The sequence below is a fragment of the Paucibacter sp. PLA-PC-4 genome (assembly GCF_026241155.1).
Lineage (GTDB): Bacteria > Pseudomonadota > Gammaproteobacteria > Burkholderiales > Burkholderiaceae_C > Roseateles_E.
The window spans coordinates 261430-277397 of the sequence record NZ_JAPFGP010000004.1 but is presented as its reverse complement, the minus strand read 5'-3'; the positions used below and the strand labels follow the sequence as shown (position 1 = coordinate 277397).

The window sequence follows — 15968 nt, the reverse complement described above, 5'->3', positions numbered from 1 at the left end:
TGCAAGCCTCGGGTTCCCCCTGCCGTTCGGGCGCAAGGCGCACAAATAGAATCAACCAGCACATGCTGTGTGAGTCAATAACAGGAGACTATTGATGAAAAGACGTTCATTCGTGGGCCACGCCGGTCTGGCTGGAGTGTTGGCGGCAGGGGCTGCTCCGGCCGTGGTGCAAGCACAGGCGCAGATCCGATGGCGCCTCGCTTCGAGCTTCCCCAAGGCTCTGGACACCATCTACGGTGCTGCCGATGTGTTTGCCCGCAAGGTCAAGGAGATGTCGGGCGGCAAGTTCGAGATCTCGGTGCATGCCGGCGGTGAGCTGATGCCGGCCTTCGGCGTGGTCGACGGGGTGCAGAACGCGACGGTGGAGATGGCGCACACGGCGCCTTACTACTTCTTCGGCAAGGATGAGACCTTTGCGCTGGGCTGCGCCATCCCCTTTGGCCTGAACAGCCGCCAAATGACGGCATGGCAGTACGAGGGCAATGGCCTGAAGCTCATGCGTGAGTTCTATGCCAAATACAACATCATCAGCTTTCCGATGGGCAATACCGGCGCGCAGATGGGCGGCTGGTATCGCAAGGAAATCAAATCGGTGGCGGATATCAAGGGCCTGAAGATGCGCATCGGCGGCTTTGCCGGGCGTGTCCTGGAGCGCCTGGGCGGGGTGCCGCAAAACATCCCCGGCGGCGAGATCTACCAGGCGCTGGAGAAGGGCACGATCGACGCCACCGAATGGGTCGGTCCTTACGATGACCAGAAGCTGGGCTTCAATAAGGTGGCGCCGCATTACTACTATCCCGGCTGGTGGGAGGGCGGCCCGCAGCTGGACCTCTACATCAACACCAAGGCCTATGAGGGGCTGTCCGCCGAGTACAAGGCCATCGTCGAGTGCGCGGCCGCCTATGCCCACACGGAGATGCAGGCCAAGTACGACGCGCGCAACCCGGCCGCACTGCGCCAGTTGGTGGCTGCGGGCACCAAGCTGCAGCGCTTCCCCAAGGACGTGATGGATGCGGCCTTCAAGGAGTCGATGGCGGTCTACAGCGAGTTGTCGGCGAAGAATCCGAACTGGAAGAAGGTCTACGACGACTACGCCAAGTTCCGCAGCGAGCAGAACCTGTGGTTCCGCTTTGCCGAAGCCGGCTTCGACGACTTCATGCAGCAGCAAAAGCTCTGATCGGCCGCCAGGCCACTGAACCCGCCGGAATGCAGATCCCGGCGGGTTTTTTTTGGCACCCATGAAAAAGCCGCCCTGGCTTGCGTCGGGGCGGCTTGTTGGGCTTGGCGGTACTTGCGGCCGCTGATGAGACTCAGGGCTGGCTGGCGGGGGCGCTGGCCGGCTCGCCGAACAGCTTGCTGGCGTCCATCTCGGTGTTGTCCGCATTGGTGTCGGGCTGGAACTCGATCTCCACCGAGTTCGGGTCGACCTTGACGCTGTTGTCCATGCCGCCGGTCACCAGGCTCGGGTAGGCCACGATCACCGCCACCATGATCAGCTGCAGCACGATGAAGGCGATCGAGCCCTTGTAGATCTGGGCTGTGCTGACCGCCGGGATGGTTTCGTTGGTGATGCGGTCCTTGTAGTCCTTCTTGGCCGCGACGCTGCGCAGATAGAACAGCGCAAAGCCGAAGGGCGGGGTCAGGAAGGAGGTCTGCAGATTCATCGCCAGGATCACGCCGAACCAGATCATCACCATATCGGGTGACATGCCGGGCACCAGGGCCGGCAAGATCTTCTCGGCGACCGGTACCAGGATGGGCACGACGATGAAGGCGATCTCGAAGAAGTCGATGAACATGCCCAGCACGAAGACCAGCAGGTTCACGACGATCAGAAAGCCCAGCGCGCCGCCGGGCAGGGCGGCAAACAGGTGCTCGACCCAGATATGGCCGTCGGCGGCGTTGAAGGTGAAGCTGAAGACTGTGGAGCCGATCAGGATGAACAGCACGAAGCAGGACAGGCGCGCGGTGTTGTCCAGCGCTTGCTTCATCAGGCCCAGGCCCAGGCGGCCACGGCTGACCGCCATGATGAGAGCGCCGACGGCGCCCATGGCGCCGCCCTCTGTGGGGGTGGCCACACCCAAGAAGATCGTGCCCAGCACCAGAAAGATCAGCACCAGCGGCGGGATCAGCACAAAGGTAACTTGGCCGGCCAGGCGCGACAGCAGGCCGAGCTTGAAGAGTTTGTTGATGCCGGCGAGGAACAGGGCCAGGAAGGCTGCAATCGTCATCGACAAGATCAGTACCTCGTCGCCTGGTGCGGGCATCTGGCGCTGCAGCAGCGGGTTGATGATGGCCTCGTGGTTCTGGGCCCACAGCCAGCCGGCGCCGGCGCAGACCAGCAGCAGCACGAGCAGCGATTTGTGGCCGCTGGCACCGTTGCTTTCGCGGTAGATGCGGGCCTCTGGAGGCAGGGCAGGCACCCAGCTCGGCTTGACGATGGCCACGCCGGCGATAAACAGCAGGTACAGGCCCACCAGCAGCAGGCCGGGCACCAGCGCGCCGGCATACATATCGCCTACCGAGCGGCCCATCTGGTCAGCCAGCACGATCAGCACCAACGAGGGCGGGATCGCCTGCGCCAGCGTGCCGGAGGCGGTGATGGTGCCGGTGGCGATGGTGCGGTTGTAGCCGTAGCGCAGCATGATGGGCAGCGAGATCAGGCCCATCGAGATCACGGCCGCAGCCACGACGCCGGTGGTGGCTGCCAGCAGCGCGCCAACCAGGATCACCGCCACGGCCAGACCGCCGCGCAGCGGGCCGAACACCTGGCCCACCGTTTCGAGCAGGTCCTCGGCCATGCCGGAGCGCTCGAGGATGATGCCCATGAAGGTGAAGAAGGGGATGGCCAGCAGGGTGTCGTTCTGCATGATGCCGAACACCCGCAGCGGCAGGGCCTGGAACAGGTTGGAGCCGAACAGCCCCACCTCCATGCCGACGAAACCGAACAGCAGTCCGGTGGCGGCCAGGCCGAAGGCGACCGGGATGCCGGTCAGCAGGAAAAAGAACAGGCCCGCAAACATCAGCGGGACAAAGTTCTGGGTCACGAACTCGATCATCAGTTGGCTCCTCGGGCCTTGCGCTCTGCGGCGGCGGCCAGTTCCTCGGCCAACAGTTCTTCGTCACTCTTCTCGTGTTCGACCGAGAAAGGCTCGGCGCGATGGCCGGTCAGGAAGCCGATGCGCTTGATCAGCTCGGAGGCGCATTGCAACAACAGGATGGCGAAGCCGGCCGGGATCAGCAGCAGCACCGGCCAGCGGATCAGGCCACCGGCGTTCTGGCTCATCTCGCCCGACACCCAGGCGCGTTGGAACAGCGGCCAGGACAGCTCGATCATGATCACGCTCAAGGGGGCGATGAAGATCAGAATGCCGAGGATGTCGATGATGGCGTTGGTCTGCTTGGACAGCTTGGAGGAGATGAAGTCGATGCGCACATGGGCGTTCTTCATGAACACGTAGCCCACGCCGAGCATGAACACGCCGGCGAACAAGTACCACTGGATTTCCAGATAGGCATTCGAGCCGATGTTGAAGGCCTTGCGCATGATGGCGTTGCCGGCACTGATCAGCACGGCGGCCAGCACCAGCCAGCGGATCGTATGGCCCAGCATGTCGCTGAACCGGTCTATGGCCTTGGAAAGGCCCAGTAAGAACTGCACGTTGACTCCTCTATCCTTTGAATGCACGGCATAGCCGCAGGCCCCGGCAGCGCGGCCCCGGGCATTCTAGGAGGAGACAAAGCGGCGAGGCCGGAGTGTTTCCCCCGGTACGTAGTTCTATCAATAGCCTTGTCGAGCTGCTGTGTATAGCTTGCTCGAACGCGCGCCCGAGCGGCAGAAGGCGAGGATGGGACGAGGAAGGCTGTCGATCAGTTGCTTGAACTGCTCGATCTCTTGCGGTGACTGGTAAGCACCGCTGACCGGCAGGTGGCGGTACTCGAGCCCTGCGGCCCGTGCGGCAGCTTCGACCTGGGCGCTGGTGGGCTGGTCCGGGCCGCCTTCAAAGTCGGGGCGGTTGTTGATCACGCTGCGAAAACCCGCTGCAGCAGCCTCGACCATGGCGGCCGGTTCCAATTGCGGGGCGACGCAGAAATCGGGGCTCAGGGCTTGAGTGGGCAGGCTCATCTTGGACTCCTTACTGGCTCAGCGCCTGCTTGACCGCGGCCGACACCAGGCCCATATCGGCCTTGCCGGCCAGCTGGGCTTTGACCGCGCCCATCACTTTTCCCATGTCACCCGGACCCTTGGCGCCCAGCTCGGCGACGATGGCATTCACGGCGGCCTGGATCTCCTCGGCGGACAAGCGCTGCGGCAGATAGGCCTCCAGCACGGTCAGCTCGGCAGCCTCCTTGTCGGCCAGATCCATGCGACCGGCTGCGGTGAACTGGCTCAGCGAGTCCTTGCGCTGCTTGATCAACTTGTCGACGATGGCCACCAGTGCCACATCGTCTACCACCACGCGCTCGTCGACTTCCTTTTGTTTGACGGCCGCCAGCAGCATGCGGATGGTCGTCAGCTTGTCGGCTTCCTTGGCGCGCATCGCGGCCTTCATGTCTTCGGTGATGCGGTCTTTCAAGCTCATATCAATTCCTTTGGTGTGACGGGCATAAGCGTCGCAGAAATAGAAAAAGCCCGCAGCAGCGTCCTGTGCGGGCTTTGTTCCGAGGGGCGGCCATGAACACTAGGTTCTGGTCGGCCCAAGACGGAGCACGGGGATGCTCAGTACAGCTTCTTGGGCAGCTGCATGCTGCGCACGCGCTTGTAGTGGCGCTTGACGGCGGCAGCCTTCTTGCGCTTGCGCTCGGCGGTGGGCTTCTCGTAGAACTCGCGGGCGCGCAAGTCGGTCAGCAGGCCCAGTTTTTCGATGGTGCGCTTGAAACGGCGCAGTGCCACATCGAAAGGCTCGTTCTCTTTGACGCGAATGGTGGTCATGAAACTATGGTTCCTTAATATGCGCTCGGTGTTCGCCAGACTCGTTATTGGTGCTTGGCCTTTCAGCCGCACTGAATGCAGAGCCTGAAGCAGAAGAATCCGGATTCTGCTTCCGAATCGACGCGCAGGGTTTGCTAGCAAAGACCGCGATTATAGCCAGGATTTCAAGACTTGGCGAGAGTTCAGGCGGAAATCACTGCCGGGGCCGTTGTCGAGGGCTCGAGCGAGCGGGCGCAGGCCGCCGCGCTGGCCCAGGCCCATTGGAAGTTGTAACCTCCCAGCCAGCCGGTCACATCGACCACCTCGCCGATGAAAAACAGGCCCGGCACGCGCTTGCTCTCCAGGGTTTGCGAGCTCAGCTCGCGGGTGTCGACGCCGCCGCGCATCACCTCGGCCTTGCGCCAGCCCTCGCTGCCGTCTGGCTTGAGCTGCCAGGCCTGCAGCTGGCTGGCGAGATGCTGCAAGTCCTTGTCCTTGCATTCCGCCATCGGCCGGCTTGCCTCCATCCCGAGGCGCGCCAGCCAGGCTTGGGCCAGGCGGGCCGGAAACAGCTCAGTGAGCTCATTGCCCAGCTGGCGGCGTGAGCCACTCTTGGCGGTGCGCAGAGCTTCGGCCAGATCACGTTCGGGTGCTAGATCGATCTGCAAGGCCTGACCCTCCAGCCAGTAGCTGGAGATCTGCAGAATGGCCGGGCCGCTGAGGCCGCGATGCGTGAACAGCAAGTCCTCGACGAATCGGCCGCGCTGCTTGCCGGCGCCTGTGGACACCACCACCGGCAGCGACAGGCCGGAGAGATCGGCAAACGGCGCCCACTCCTGGGCGTCGAAAGTCAGCGGCACGAGGGCGGGGCGCGGCTCGACGACGGCATGGCCCAGCTTCTTGGCCAGGCGCAAGCCCCAGTCGCTGGCGCCGATCTTGGGAATGGACAGTCCGCCACTGGCCACCACCAGCCTGGCGCTGCGCAGCGTTCCGGCACTGGTGTCGAGCTCGAAGCCGCCGCCGGCGATCGGTCTGACATCGGCCACCGTGCAGGGCTGTCGACGCTCGACGCCGCCGGCGTCGCATTCCTGCACCAGCATCTGGATGATCTGCTCGCTGGACTGGTCGCAGAACAGCTGGCCCTTGTGCTTCTCGTGGAAGGCGATGCCGTGCTTGTTGACCAGTGCGATGAAGTCCTGGGGCGTGTAGCGGGCCAGCGCCGAGCGGCAGAAGGCCGGGTTCTCCGATAGGAAGTTGGCCGGCGTCGCCTCCCGGTTGGTGAAGTTGCAGCGACCGCCCCCCGAGATGCGGATCTTTTCGGCCAGGCGTGGTGCGTGGTCGATCAGCAGGACTTTCAGGCCGCGCTGGCCGGCAATGCCCGCACAAAAGAGGCCGGCCGCACCGGCGCCGACCACGACGAGATCAAAAGTTTGCATGCGAGCACTGAGGCAGGGAAGGGCGGGTCGGCCACGAAGGCCGCAAGCTACGGATTGTAGTTTTGCCGGGCGACTTCATTTTCTCGACCATTGCCCGAGTGAGGCGGCATGAAAAACGGCGCTCTTCATTCGAGGGCCGAGGTTCTTCGCTACCATCACTCCCTTCAAGCTAGGGGGGGCTCAGCAAACAGGGGGGTGTCCCGCACTTGCCCGCATCTGCTTCGGCCCTCTACATTGCCCCATCAGCCTCGGTGCCTTGTCCTTGCCGGACATCGTGCTATTGCCAGATTTGCCAGGATTTCATGGACACCTCAGCCGCCCCGCACCCCGGTGCCTCGCCACAGGTCAGTGGCTTCGGCCATTGGCTTGCCAGCCTGCAACTCGCTGATATAGAAGTCGCGGCCGGACTGCTGGGTCTGGTCGAGCCGCTGGGTGCTTTCATGGCCGTCAAGTCCTTGGCCACCGGTCGCTACGTCTATGCCAGCGCCGGCATCAATGCGCTGTTCGAGCGCCATGACAGCAGCATCGTCGGTAGCGGCGATGGCGATCTGATGCGGGCCGACGAAGTGGTTGCGATGCGCCGGGTTGAGCAAACCGTGATGGCTCAGCGCTCGGTGGTGGTCAGCGAGCACCGGCTGGAGTTGGGCGGGCGGCGGCGCGAGTTTGCCGTCACCCGCATGCCACTGGGCGCCGAGTACCTGATCTCGATGTGGTCGGAGCGCACGGAGGAGCGCCATCGCGAGACCCATTTGCAGCGCGCGCTGAACCAGATTGAGCAGCAGCAAAAGGCGCTGGAGCAAATCCGCCGCGAGATGCAGGCCGGCAGCGGCCGCGACGAGGTCTCGGGCCTGTATCTGCGGGCCCAGTTCGATGATCAGTTGCTGCGTGAGATCGATTTGTCGACCCGTGAGCACCGCGAGTTCGCGCTGGTGCTGATCGCGCTGGATCCGGCACCGGCAGCCGTGCAGGCGCTCGGCGACGAGGCGCACCAGCGTATGCTTGAAGGGCTGGGCCGCATGCTGCGGGCCAATACCCGGGCGATGGATGCGGCCTGTCGCGTCGGCGAGCAGACTTTCGCGGTGCTCTTGTCCGGCGTCGGTCTGGCGACGGCCCATGCCCGCATGGAGCAACTGCGGCGCCAGTGCACCGCGCAGATCGTGGTGCTCAATGGCCAGGACCTGGGGCTGTCGCTGTCGATGGGGGTTGCGAGCTTCCCGCACACCGCTTCCAAGCAGGAAGAGCTGGTCGCGGCCAGCGAGACCGCGGTGCAGGAAGCGCTGCGGCGCGGCGGTAACCAGGTGGTGCTGGCGCCTATTCCTTTCGGCGCCCTAGCTTAGGCCCTTATAGAGCATGTAAGCAGCGAGCACGAAAAGCAGCATCGCGAAGGCCCGCTTCAGTTGGGCCACATTCATTGCGTGGGCAGCGCGCGCACCGAGCGGCGCCATCGTCACGCTGGCCGCAGCGATCACGAGCAGGGCCGGCATGAAGAGGTATCCGACCGCGCCCGGCAGCGCTGGCGCCAGATGCCAGCCGCCGACGACATAGCCCATTGTGTTGGCCAGCGCGATCGGGAAGCCCAGCGCGGCACTGGTCGCTACAGCGTTGTGCATCGCCACATTGCACCAGGTCATGAAAGGTACCGAGACAAAGCCCCCGCCCGCGCCGACCAGGCCAGACAGCACGCCGATGCCGGCGCCGGCGCCGATCTGGCCGGCGGTGCCTGGCATCTGCCGACTCGGCGCCGGCTTCTTGTTCAGCAGCATTTGAAAAGCAGAGAAGCTGACGAAGCCGGCAAAAAACAGCGCCAGCCAGGCGCCCTTGAGTAGGGCAAAGATGCCGGCGCCGGCGATCAGGCCACCGATCAGGATGCCTGGTGCGAGGCCACGCACCAGATCCCAGCGCACGGCACCGCGCTTGTGATGGGCGCGCACGCTGGAGATCGAGGTGAACATGATGGTGGCCATCGAGGTGGCGATTGCCATCTTGACAGCCATGTCGGCGTCGACGCCTTGCTTGGACAGCATCCAGGTCAGAATGGGCACCATCAGCATGCCGCCACCGATGCCCAAGAGGCCGGCCAGAAAGCCCGAGCACAAGCCCAGGATCAGCAACTCGATCAGCAAAACGGGATCAAAGGTCATCGGGGCTCAGGCCAGGAGTTTCAGGATCAGGGTCCATTCCGCGGCGCTGACCGGGGTGATGGAAAGACGGTTGCCGCTTTGCAGCGTGCGCATCTGGGCCAGGGCTGGCTCGGCACGCATCTCGGCCAGGCTCAGCAGTCGCGTCTTGCGCAGCAAGCGCACATCGACGTGCAGCCAGCGCGGCGTATCAGGCTTGGACTTGGCATCGAAGTAGGGGCTTGCCGGGTCAAACTGGCTCGCGTCCGGGTAGGCTTGGCTGGCCACCTCCGCCAGGCCTGCAATACCTGGCTGCGCACACGAGGAGTGATAGAACAACACGCCATCGCCCAACCGCATCCCGTCGCGCATGAAATTGCGAGCCTGGTAGTTGCGCACGCCGATCCAGGGAACGGTGCGGTCCGGTGCGGCAGCGAGATCGTCGATCGAGCACTCGTCGGGCTCGGACTTCATCAACCAGTAGTTCAAGGTGTGGAGCAGGCCCGTGCTTGTGTAAGGTGTCCACCGCGAGCCGTGAGCCGCATTCCTGAACCCGGGGATTCAGGTGGGCAAGGTCAGCCAAGCTTCGGGTTCATCTGACGCGAGACGATCACACCAACCAGGCGATGTTCCAAGCCCTTGCTCATAGAGCATCGGTCAAGGAAATATAAGACTCACGCGAACGCGATGGACGCCTACATTCTATGCGCTCAAAGCAATTGGCCGTCGTGGCCAAGGGCTTCATCGAGACGTCGAATGAGCGCTTCGAGTTCGGGGGCGGTCTGGTTCTCGTCGGCGCGTGCCGGTGTGGTGGCGGCCGGGCCATCGGCAAGCTGATAGGCCAGGTTCAACGCGGCCAGCACAGCAATACGCTCGCGCGCCTTGACCTTGCCGGCGTCGCGGATCGCACTCATCTCACGGTCCACCTGGCTAACCGCACGACTCAGCGTCGCTTCTCCACCTTCGGGGCAGCCGAGCAGATAGCTCTGGCCCATGATGGTGACTTCCATTTGCTTCATGACTTGTTCTTTCCGGACTCACTCTCGACAGGCAGCCGCTCCAGCAGCGCATCAATGCGAAGCCGTGCCGCGCCGAGGCGGGAGCGCAGGCTGTCGCGCTCCTGGCCCAGGCTTTGCACCTGCTCCTGCAGCAGCGCGTTGGTGCGCTTCAATTCATCATGGCGCAGCAGCAGGCGCTCTACCCGGTCGAGAAGATCGGTGATGCTAGGCATGGCTTCCTAAGTGAATCATGGGGCGGGATTAACGCCGATTGTAGAGGGCCCCAGCGCGCGGCCCAGATCGCACAAGGGCCTCACCTGGCATTGCCCGCACAAGGGCTTGCGAGCCTGGCAGACATAGCGGCCATGCAGAATCAGCCAGTGATGGGCGTCGACCAAATACTCGGCCGGGATGCGCTTGAGCAGGCCCTGCTCGACATCCAGCACGTTCTTGCCGGGCGCCAGGCCGGTGCGGTTGCCGAGCCGAAAGATATGCGTGTCCACCGCCATCGTTGGCTCACCGAAGGCGACATTGAGCACCACATTGGCGGTCTTGCGGCCGACGCCGGGCAGGGCTTCAAGTGCCTCTCGAGAGCGCGGCACCTGGCCGCCATGCTGCTCGAGAAGGATCTGGCAGGTCTTGTAGAGATTCTTGGCCTTGGTGCGGTACAGGCCGATGGTGCGGATGTAGCCGGCCAGGCCGTCCTCGCCGAGCGCCAGAATCTTGGCCGGCGTGTTAGCGACCGGGTAAAGCCGGCGCGTGGCCTTGTTGACGCCGACATCGGTAGCCTGGGCCGACAGCAGTACGGCGGCCAGCAGCTCGAACACGCTGCTGTATTCCAGCTCGGTCTGCGGCGAAGGGTTGGCCGCCTTCAGGGTGGCGAAGAAGGCGGCGATGTCTTGCTTGTTCATGGCGTATGCCCGAGGGCCTGAGTCTCAATCGCTTTTGCGCTGGGCCCGGGCGCGCGCCAGCGCGGCTTCTATCATGCTGCGCTTGCGGTCCAGCGCGGCTGGGTCCGTGAGCTTGCTGGCCTCGGCCAGATTGGCGAGCTTGGCCTCGGCCTTGGCCTGCAGCCGGGCCTCGTTTTCCTGTCGCGCGCGGGGAAGGCGCTGCTGATGGAAGCGGTGGCGCTGCAGGGCCTCTTCGGCCTGGGCCGCGCTCCAAGCCTGCCAGCCGGTCCGCTCGCCGCTGACATTGAGCAACGTGATGCAGTCGACGGGGCAGGCCGGCACGCAGAGCTCGCAGCCGGTGCACTGATCGTTGACGATCACATGCATGGCCTTAGGTGCACCGACGATGCAGTCGACCGGACAGGCCTTGATACACAGCGTGCAGCCGATGCACCAGTCCTCGTCGATCACCGCCAGTTGACGGGGGCCTTCCACACCATGCTCGGCGCTCAGCGGCAGCGCGGGCCTGCCGGTGATGGCGGCTAGGCGCGCAACACCCTCGGCACCGCCGGGCGGGCACTGGTTAATGCCGGCCGCGCCAGCCGCAACGGCCTGGGCATAGCTCAGGCAGTCCGGATAGCCACAGCGCGTGCACTGGGTCTGCGGCAGCGCCGCATCGATGCGGGCGACGAAGTCGGCGGTCGGGGCCAAGACGCTCAAGCGGACTTTTTGCTCCGTGTCTTGCGCGCAGGTGCGGTCAGCGGGCGGTCGTACTTGAGGATGAAATCGCGCACCTCGGGGTAGACCTTCTCGCGCCAGCGGCGGCCCGAGAAGATGCCGTAGTGGCCCGCACCGATCGCGTCATAGTGGTACTGGTGCTCGGGGGCGATGCCCGAGCACAGCTCATGCGCGGCACGGGTTTGGCCGGCGCCCGAGATGTCATCGAGCTCGCCCTCGATGGTAAGCAGGGCCGTGCCCTGGATGTCCTGCGGGCGCACCAACTGGCCCTTGACTTCCCAGGTTCCGTTGACCAGGGCGAAGTCCTGGAACACGGTCTTGATGGTGTCCAGGTAGTACTCGGCCGGCATGTCCAGAACCGCGTTGTACTCGTCGTAGAACTGACGGTGCGACTCGGCGCTGTCGTCGTCGCCTCTCACCAGGTCGAGGAAGTAGTCGTAATGCGAGCTTAGATGCCGGTCTGGATTCATCGCGACAAATCCGGTGTGCTGCAAAAAGCCGGGGTAGACCGCGCGCTGCGCACCCGGGAAATTGGTTGGCACCCGGTAGATGACATTGGTCTCAAACCAGCTGAAGCTGCGGTTCATCGCCAGATTGTTGACGGCCGTGGGGCTCTTGCGGGCGTCGATCGGGCCGCCCATCATCGTCATGCTGCGCGGCGTGGTCTCGCCCTTTGATGCCATCAGTGAGATCGCGGCCAGCACCGGCACGGTGGGCTGGCAGACGGAGATCACATGGCACTCGGCCGCACCAATATGGCGGATGAACTCTTGCACATAGGCGATGTAGTCGTCGAGATGGAAGGCGCCCTGGTCCAGAGGCACCATGCGTGCATCGGTCCAGTCGGTGATGAAGACCTTGTGATCCTTCAGCAACTGGCGCACGGTGTCGCGCAGCAGCGTGCTGTGGTGACCCGACAGTGGCGCCACCACCAGCACAGTTGGCTGATCCTTCATCTTGGCCAGCACGGCCAGATCATCGGTGTATCGCTTGAAGCGCAGGAGCCGGCAAAAAGGCAGCTCGACCGGCACCAGCTCCTGCACCGCCACCTCGATCCCGTCGACCTCGACGCCGCGAATCCCGAACTCGGGCTTCTCATAGTCCTTGGCCAGCCGGTGCATCAGATCCAGCCCGGCCGAGACCCGATGGGCCATCGGGCCATGCGCGAAGGGCGAGAGCGGATGGCTGTAGAGCTTGGCCGAGGCGCCCGCGAACTCCGCAAATGGACTCATCAGCGCGCGCTGGGTTTCGTAGAGCTGATACAGCATGGAGGACCTCGGTAGCTAGATGGGGTGACAGTACTGCAAAAGAAATGGTGCAGTGCAGCATTATGCGGCTTGCCGGGTGGCAAAGCCGTTAAAACTGCGCATGCCTACTCTTTCTGGCGGGCAGAGTGTCAGTCGCGCAGCACCGCCGCCATCGCCTGCGCGACAGCCGGCAGGTTTTTTTCGTTCAGCGCGGCCACGCAAATACGGCCCGAATCGACACCATAAATGCCGAACTCGCTGCGCAGTCGCTGCATTTGCGCGGCATTCAGGCCGGAGTAGCTGAACATGCCTTTCTGGCGGGTCACAAAGCTCAGGTCCTGGCTCACGCCAGCCGCTTGAAGCGCGCTCACCAGCGCCTGTCGCATCGCGCGGATGCGCAGGCGCATGCCGGCCAGTTCCTCTTCCCAGAGCGCGCGCAGTGCCGGGGTCGACAGCACGTTCGCAACTACCTGGGCGCCATGGGTTGGCGGGTTGGAATAGTTGGTGCGGATCACAATCTTCAGCTGGCTCAGCACCTTGCTGGTCTCCTCGGCCGAAGCGCAGACCACGCTCAACGCGCCGACGCGCTCACCGTAGAGCGAGAAGCTCTTGGAGAAGCTTGTCGAGACGAAGAAGTCCAGATTGGCGGCGAGGAATTGCTGGATCACCGCGCCGTCTTCGGCGATGCCTTCGCCGAAGCCTTGGTAGGCCATATCCAGAAAGGCGACCAGGCCACGCGCCTTGACGGTGGCTACCACTTGCTCCCATTGGGCGGGAGTCAGGTCATATCCCGTTGGGTTGTGGCAGCAGGCGTGCAGCACGACCACGGTGCCGGCGGCTGCGCCACTCAGCGATGCCAGCATGCCGTTGAAGTTGATGCCCAGCTTGGCGGCGTCGTAGTAGGGATAGGTCTGAACCGGGAAGCCAGCGTTTGTGAACAGCGCGCGGTGGTTCTCCCAACTCGGGTCAGAGATCAGCACGGTGGCGCCGGGGTTCAGGCGCTTCAGGAAGTCGGCGCCGATCTTCAGGCCGCCGGTGCCGCCGATGGCCTGCACAGTGGCCACCCGCTTGGCCGCCAAGATGGCGCTGTCAGGGCCGAATACCAGTCCCTGCACGGCTTTGTCATAGGCGGCGATACCGTCGATCGGCAGATAGCCGCGCGCCTTTGGGTCGGCCTGCATCGCGGCCTCGGCCTCGGCCACGCACTTCAGCAGCGGCAGCTTGCCGTTCTCGTCGTAGTAGACGCCGACCCCCAGATTAACCTTGGCGGGGTTGGTATCGGCATTGAACTGCTCGTTCAGACCCAGGATCGGGTCGCGGGGGGCCATTTCGACGGCGGCAAACAAGGACATGGACGGATTCCTGACATGACGGTGGCAAGAGCGCTCGAACAATCGAACGGCGCCTGCGCTACCCTGTCGGGCTGTTGATGATGCGCAAGCCTGCGAATTCTAGAGGGCTTGCGGCCCGAGTCCTGGGAAACCCCGATGCAATCTGCCCCCGTCGCCATTGAGAACCCCGAAAGCCCTAGCGAGGAGCCGAAGGGAGAATTCGTGTCTTTCGAAGGCTCGCCATTCCAGCTCTTCCAGCCCTTTGCACCGGCAGGTGACCAGCCGACGGCCATCGCCCAGCTCTGCGAGGGCATTAATGATGGCCTGAGCTTCCAGACCCTGCTGGGCGTGACCGGCTCGGGCAAGACCTTCACGATGGCCAATGTGATCGCTCGGCTGGGCCGGCCGGCCATCATCTTCGCGCCCAACAAAACCTTGGCGGCCCAGCTCTACAGCGAGTTCCGGGAGTTCTTCCCTAAGAACGCGGTCGAGTATTTCGTCAGCTATTACGACTACTACCAGCCTGAGGCCTATGTTCCACAGCGCGACCTCTTCATCGAGAAGGACAGCGCGATCAACGAGCACATTGAGCAACTGCGGCTGTCTTGCACCAAGAGCCTACTGGAGCGGCGCGATGTCGTGATCGTGGCCTCGGTCTCGGCCATCTACGGCATCGGCAACCCGGCCGACTACCACCAGATGGTGATGACGCTGCGTAGCGGCGACAAGATGGACCAGCGCGATGTGATCGCCCAGCTGATACGGATGCAGTACACGCGCAACGAGATGGAGTTCACGCGCGGGCACTTCCGCGTGCGCGGCGACACCATCGATGTGTTTCCAGCCGAGCACTCGGAGCTGGCCCTGCGCATAGAGCTCTTCGACGACGAGGTCGAGACCCTACAGCTCTTCGACCCGCTGACCGGAAAAATCCGCCAGAAGATCCCGCGCTTTACCGTCTACCCGAGCAGCCACTACGTGACGCCGCGCGAGCGCGTGCTGGCGGCGATGGACGGCATCAAGCAGGAGCTTCGCGACCGCGTAGCCCATTTCGTCAAGGACGGCAAGCTGGTCGAGGCACAGCGCATCGAGCAGCGCACCCGTTTTGATCTGGAGATGCTGCAGGAGGTCGGCCACTGCAAGGGTATCGAGAACTACACTCGCCATCTGTCCGGCGCCGAGCCGGGTTCGCCGCCCCCTACCTTGGTGGACTATCTGCCGCCCGATGCGCTGATGTTCCTGGACGAGAGCCATGTGCTGATCGGCCAGTTCGGCGGCATGTACAACGGAGACCGGGCACGCAAGACGACATTGGTGGAGTATGGCTTCCGTCTACCGTCGGCTATGGACAACCGGCCGCTGAAGTTCGACGAGTTCGAGCGCAAGATGCGTCAGGCGGTGTTCGTCTCGGCCACACCGGCCGCTTACGAAAAGGAGAACGCCGGCCAGGTCGTCGAGCAACTGGTGAGGCCTACCGGTCTGGTCGATCCGATCATCGAGGTGAGGCCGGCCACCCACCAAGTCGACGATGTGCTGGGCGAGATCCGGCTACGCGTCGATGTCAATGAGCGGGTGCTGATCACCACGCTGACCAAGCGCATGGCCGAACAGCTCACCGACTATCTAAGCGACAACGGCGTCAAAGTGCGGTATCTGCACTCGGACGTGGACACGGTGGAGCGTGTCGAGATCCTGCGCGATCTGCGCCTGGGGTCCTTCGATGTGTTGGTGGGCATTAATCTCTTGCGTGAGGGACTGGACATCCCCGAGGTATCGCTGGTGGCCATCCTGGACGCCGACAAGGAGGGCTTTCTGCGCGCCGAGCGCAGCTTGATCCAGACCATAGGACGGGCCGCGCGCAACCTCAATGGCAAGGCCATCCTTTACGGAGACCGGATCACCGATTCGATGCGCAAGGCCATCGACGAGACCGAGCGTCGCCGTGCCAAGCAGATCGCCTTCAATGAGGCCAATGGCATCACCCCGCGTGGGCTGAACAAGCGCATCAAGGAATTGATCGAGGGTGTTTACTCGGACAAGCCTGGCCGCGACGACGACAAGCTGGTGCAGGCCGCGGCGGTCGAGGATCTATCTGAGAAGGATCTGGGCAAGCGTATCGCCCAACTGGAGCGCCAAATGCTGGAGCATGCCCGCAATCTGGAGTTCGAAAAGGCGGCTCGGGTGCGCGACCAACTCGCACAACTGCGCGAGCAGGCCTTCGGCGCCGCCGTGCACGACAATCTGGTGCCACTGGACAGCGCCAAGCCGACGACGCGCGGCCGTTCCTGACTGTCAGTTC

The 15968-nt window shown here is 63.7% G+C and carries 17 protein-coding genes and 1 other RNA gene; 3 read left to right on the top strand and 15 right to left on the bottom strand.

Annotation, left to right across the window (positions count from 1 at the left end; translation table 11 throughout):
- The first annotated feature begins 94 nt into the window (after nucleotides 1-94).
- Nucleotides 95-1177 (top strand): TRAP transporter substrate-binding protein, encoded by a 1083-nt coding sequence (locus OOZ63_RS08425; RefSeq protein WP_266004979.1) that lies wholly within the window; start codon nucleotides 95-97, stop codon nucleotides 1175-1177.
- 133 nt (nucleotides 1178-1310) lie between these two features.
- Here the strand turns inward: OOZ63_RS08425 and OOZ63_RS08420 are convergent, their stop codons facing one another.
- The 6 genes from OOZ63_RS08420 to OOZ63_RS08395 form a co-directional block, all read right to left on the bottom strand.
- On the bottom strand, nucleotides 1311-3059 hold the full coding sequence (locus tag OOZ63_RS08420) for a TRAP transporter large permease (protein WP_266004978.1): 1749 nt from the start codon (nucleotides 3057-3059) through the stop codon (nucleotides 1311-1313).
- Entirely contained in the window at nucleotides 3059-3661 is a 603-nt protein-coding gene (locus OOZ63_RS08415) for a TRAP transporter small permease subunit (RefSeq protein WP_266004977.1), read from the bottom strand. Before OOZ63_RS08415 ends, OOZ63_RS08420 begins: the two co-directional genes overlap by 1 nt.
- A 120-nt stretch (nucleotides 3662-3781) precedes the next feature.
- On the bottom strand, nucleotides 3782-4126 hold the full coding sequence (locus OOZ63_RS08410) for a TIGR01244 family sulfur transferase (protein ID WP_266004976.1): 345 nt from the start codon (nucleotides 4124-4126) through the stop codon (nucleotides 3782-3784).
- Nucleotides 4127-4136: 10 nt separating this feature from the next.
- The gene (locus OOZ63_RS08405) at nucleotides 4137-4583 is read right to left on the bottom strand and encodes a GatB/YqeY domain-containing protein (protein ID WP_137943558.1); all 447 of its coding nucleotides are present in this window, start codon (nucleotides 4581-4583) and stop codon (nucleotides 4137-4139) included.
- Nucleotides 4584-4720: 137 nt separating this feature from the next.
- On the bottom strand, nucleotides 4721-4933 hold the full coding sequence (gene rpsU / locus OOZ63_RS08400; RefSeq protein WP_007833691.1) for a 30S ribosomal protein S21: 213 nt from the start codon (nucleotides 4931-4933) through the stop codon (nucleotides 4721-4723).
- A gap of 182 nt (nucleotides 4934-5115) precedes the next feature.
- Nucleotides 5116-6348, bottom strand: coding sequence for an NAD(P)/FAD-dependent oxidoreductase (locus OOZ63_RS08395; protein ID WP_266004975.1), 1233 nt, complete (start codon nucleotides 6346-6348; stop codon nucleotides 5116-5118).
- A 302-nt stretch (nucleotides 6349-6650) separates the two neighbouring features.
- Between OOZ63_RS08395 and OOZ63_RS08390 the strand changes: the two genes are divergently transcribed.
- Entirely contained in the window at nucleotides 6651-7685 is a 1035-nt protein-coding gene (locus tag OOZ63_RS08390; RefSeq protein ID WP_266004974.1) for a GGDEF domain-containing protein, read from the top strand.
- On the opposite strand, the gene OOZ63_RS08385 is transcribed toward OOZ63_RS08390, so the two are convergent.
- From OOZ63_RS08385 to OOZ63_RS08345, 9 genes are all read right to left on the bottom strand, one after another.
- Nucleotides 7677-8489, bottom strand: coding sequence for a sulfite exporter TauE/SafE family protein (locus tag OOZ63_RS08385; RefSeq protein WP_266004973.1), 813 nt, complete (start codon nucleotides 8487-8489; stop codon nucleotides 7677-7679). The genes OOZ63_RS08390 and OOZ63_RS08385 overlap by 9 nt on opposite strands.
- 6 nt (nucleotides 8490-8495) lie before the next feature.
- Nucleotides 8496-8939 (bottom strand): EVE domain-containing protein, encoded by a 444-nt coding sequence (locus OOZ63_RS08380; RefSeq protein WP_266005111.1) that lies wholly within the window; start codon nucleotides 8937-8939, stop codon nucleotides 8496-8498.
- Nucleotides 8940-8980: 41 nt separating this feature from the next.
- Nucleotides 8981-9162: non-coding RNA, 6S RNA (gene ssrS, locus OOZ63_RS08375), on the bottom strand.
- 13 nt (nucleotides 9163-9175) lie between these two features.
- On the bottom strand, nucleotides 9176-9484 hold the full coding sequence (locus OOZ63_RS08370; protein WP_266004972.1) for a cell division protein ZapA: 309 nt from the start codon (nucleotides 9482-9484) through the stop codon (nucleotides 9176-9178).
- Nucleotides 9481-9696: a cell division protein ZapB gene (gene zapB, locus OOZ63_RS08365; RefSeq protein WP_137943552.1), complete on the bottom strand. Its 216-nt coding sequence runs from the start codon at nucleotides 9694-9696 to the stop codon at nucleotides 9481-9483. The genes OOZ63_RS08370 and zapB overlap by 4 nt, the downstream gene beginning before the upstream one ends.
- A gap of 15 nt (nucleotides 9697-9711) precedes the next feature.
- Nucleotides 9712-10374: an endonuclease III gene (nth, locus tag OOZ63_RS08360; protein ID WP_266004971.1), complete on the bottom strand. Its 663-nt coding sequence runs from the start codon at nucleotides 10372-10374 to the stop codon at nucleotides 9712-9714.
- A 24-nt stretch (nucleotides 10375-10398) separates the two neighbouring features.
- A complete protein-coding gene (rsxB, locus tag OOZ63_RS08355; protein ID WP_416234712.1) occupies nucleotides 10399-11064 on the bottom strand; it encodes an electron transport complex subunit RsxB in 666 nt (221 codons plus the stop codon).
- 5 nt (nucleotides 11065-11069) lie between these two features.
- Entirely contained in the window at nucleotides 11070-12359 is a 1290-nt protein-coding gene (locus tag OOZ63_RS08350) for a polyhydroxyalkanoate depolymerase (RefSeq protein WP_266004969.1), read from the bottom strand.
- A 128-nt stretch (nucleotides 12360-12487) separates the two neighbouring features.
- Entirely contained in the window at nucleotides 12488-13690 is a 1203-nt protein-coding gene (locus tag OOZ63_RS08345; protein ID WP_266004968.1) for an amino acid aminotransferase, read from the bottom strand.
- Nucleotides 13691-13825: 135 nt separating this feature from the next.
- Here OOZ63_RS08345 and uvrB point away from each other — a divergent pair, with 135 nt between their 5' ends.
- A complete protein-coding gene (uvrB, locus tag OOZ63_RS08340; RefSeq protein WP_266004967.1) occupies nucleotides 13826-15958 on the top strand; it encodes an excinuclease ABC subunit UvrB in 2133 nt (710 codons plus the stop codon).
- Nucleotides 15959-15968: the final 10 nt, after the last annotated feature.

Excerpts from the sequence above, each read along its gene's own strand:
- OOZ63_RS08425 (WP_266004979.1), top strand. The coding sequence starts at position 95 with ATGAAAAGACGTTCATTCGTGGGCCACGCCGGTCTGGCTGGAGTGTTG.
- OOZ63_RS08420 (WP_266004978.1), bottom strand. The coding sequence starts at position 3,059 with ATGATCGAGTTCGTGACCCAGAACTTTGTCCCGCTGATGTTTGCGGGC.
- OOZ63_RS08410 (WP_266004976.1), bottom strand. The coding sequence starts at position 4,126 with ATGAGCCTGCCCACTCAAGCCCTGAGCCCCGATTTCTGCGTCGCCCCG.
- OOZ63_RS08405 (WP_137943558.1), bottom strand. The coding sequence starts at position 4,583 with ATGAGCTTGAAAGACCGCATCACCGAAGACATGAAGGCCGCGATGCGC.
- rpsU (WP_007833691.1), bottom strand. The coding sequence starts at position 4,933 with ATGACCACCATTCGCGTCAAAGAGAACGAGCCTTTCGATGTGGCACTG.
- OOZ63_RS08395 (WP_266004975.1), bottom strand. The coding sequence starts at position 6,348 with ATGCAAACTTTTGATCTCGTCGTGGTCGGCGCCGGTGCGGCCGGCCTC.
- OOZ63_RS08390 (WP_266004974.1), top strand. The coding sequence starts at position 6,651 with ATGGACACCTCAGCCGCCCCGCACCCCGGTGCCTCGCCACAGGTCAGT.
- OOZ63_RS08385 (WP_266004973.1), bottom strand. The coding sequence starts at position 8,489 with ATGACCTTTGATCCCGTTTTGCTGATCGAGTTGCTGATCCTGGGCTTG.
- OOZ63_RS08380 (WP_266005111.1), bottom strand. The coding sequence starts at position 8,939 with ATGAAGTCCGAGCCCGACGAGTGCTCGATCGACGATCTCGCTGCCGCA.
- OOZ63_RS08370 (WP_266004972.1), bottom strand. The coding sequence starts at position 9,484 with ATGAAGCAAATGGAAGTCACCATCATGGGCCAGAGCTATCTGCTCGGC.
- zapB (WP_137943552.1), bottom strand. The coding sequence starts at position 9,696 with ATGCCTAGCATCACCGATCTTCTCGACCGGGTAGAGCGCCTGCTGCTG.
- nth (WP_266004971.1), bottom strand. The coding sequence starts at position 10,374 with ATGAACAAGCAAGACATCGCCGCCTTCTTCGCCACCCTGAAGGCGGCC.
- OOZ63_RS08350 (WP_266004969.1), bottom strand. The coding sequence starts at position 12,359 with ATGCTGTATCAGCTCTACGAAACCCAGCGCGCGCTGATGAGTCCATTT.
- OOZ63_RS08345 (WP_266004968.1), bottom strand. The coding sequence starts at position 13,690 with ATGTCCTTGTTTGCCGCCGTCGAAATGGCCCCCCGCGACCCGATCCTG.
- uvrB (WP_266004967.1), top strand. The coding sequence starts at position 13,826 with ATGCAATCTGCCCCCGTCGCCATTGAGAACCCCGAAAGCCCTAGCGAG.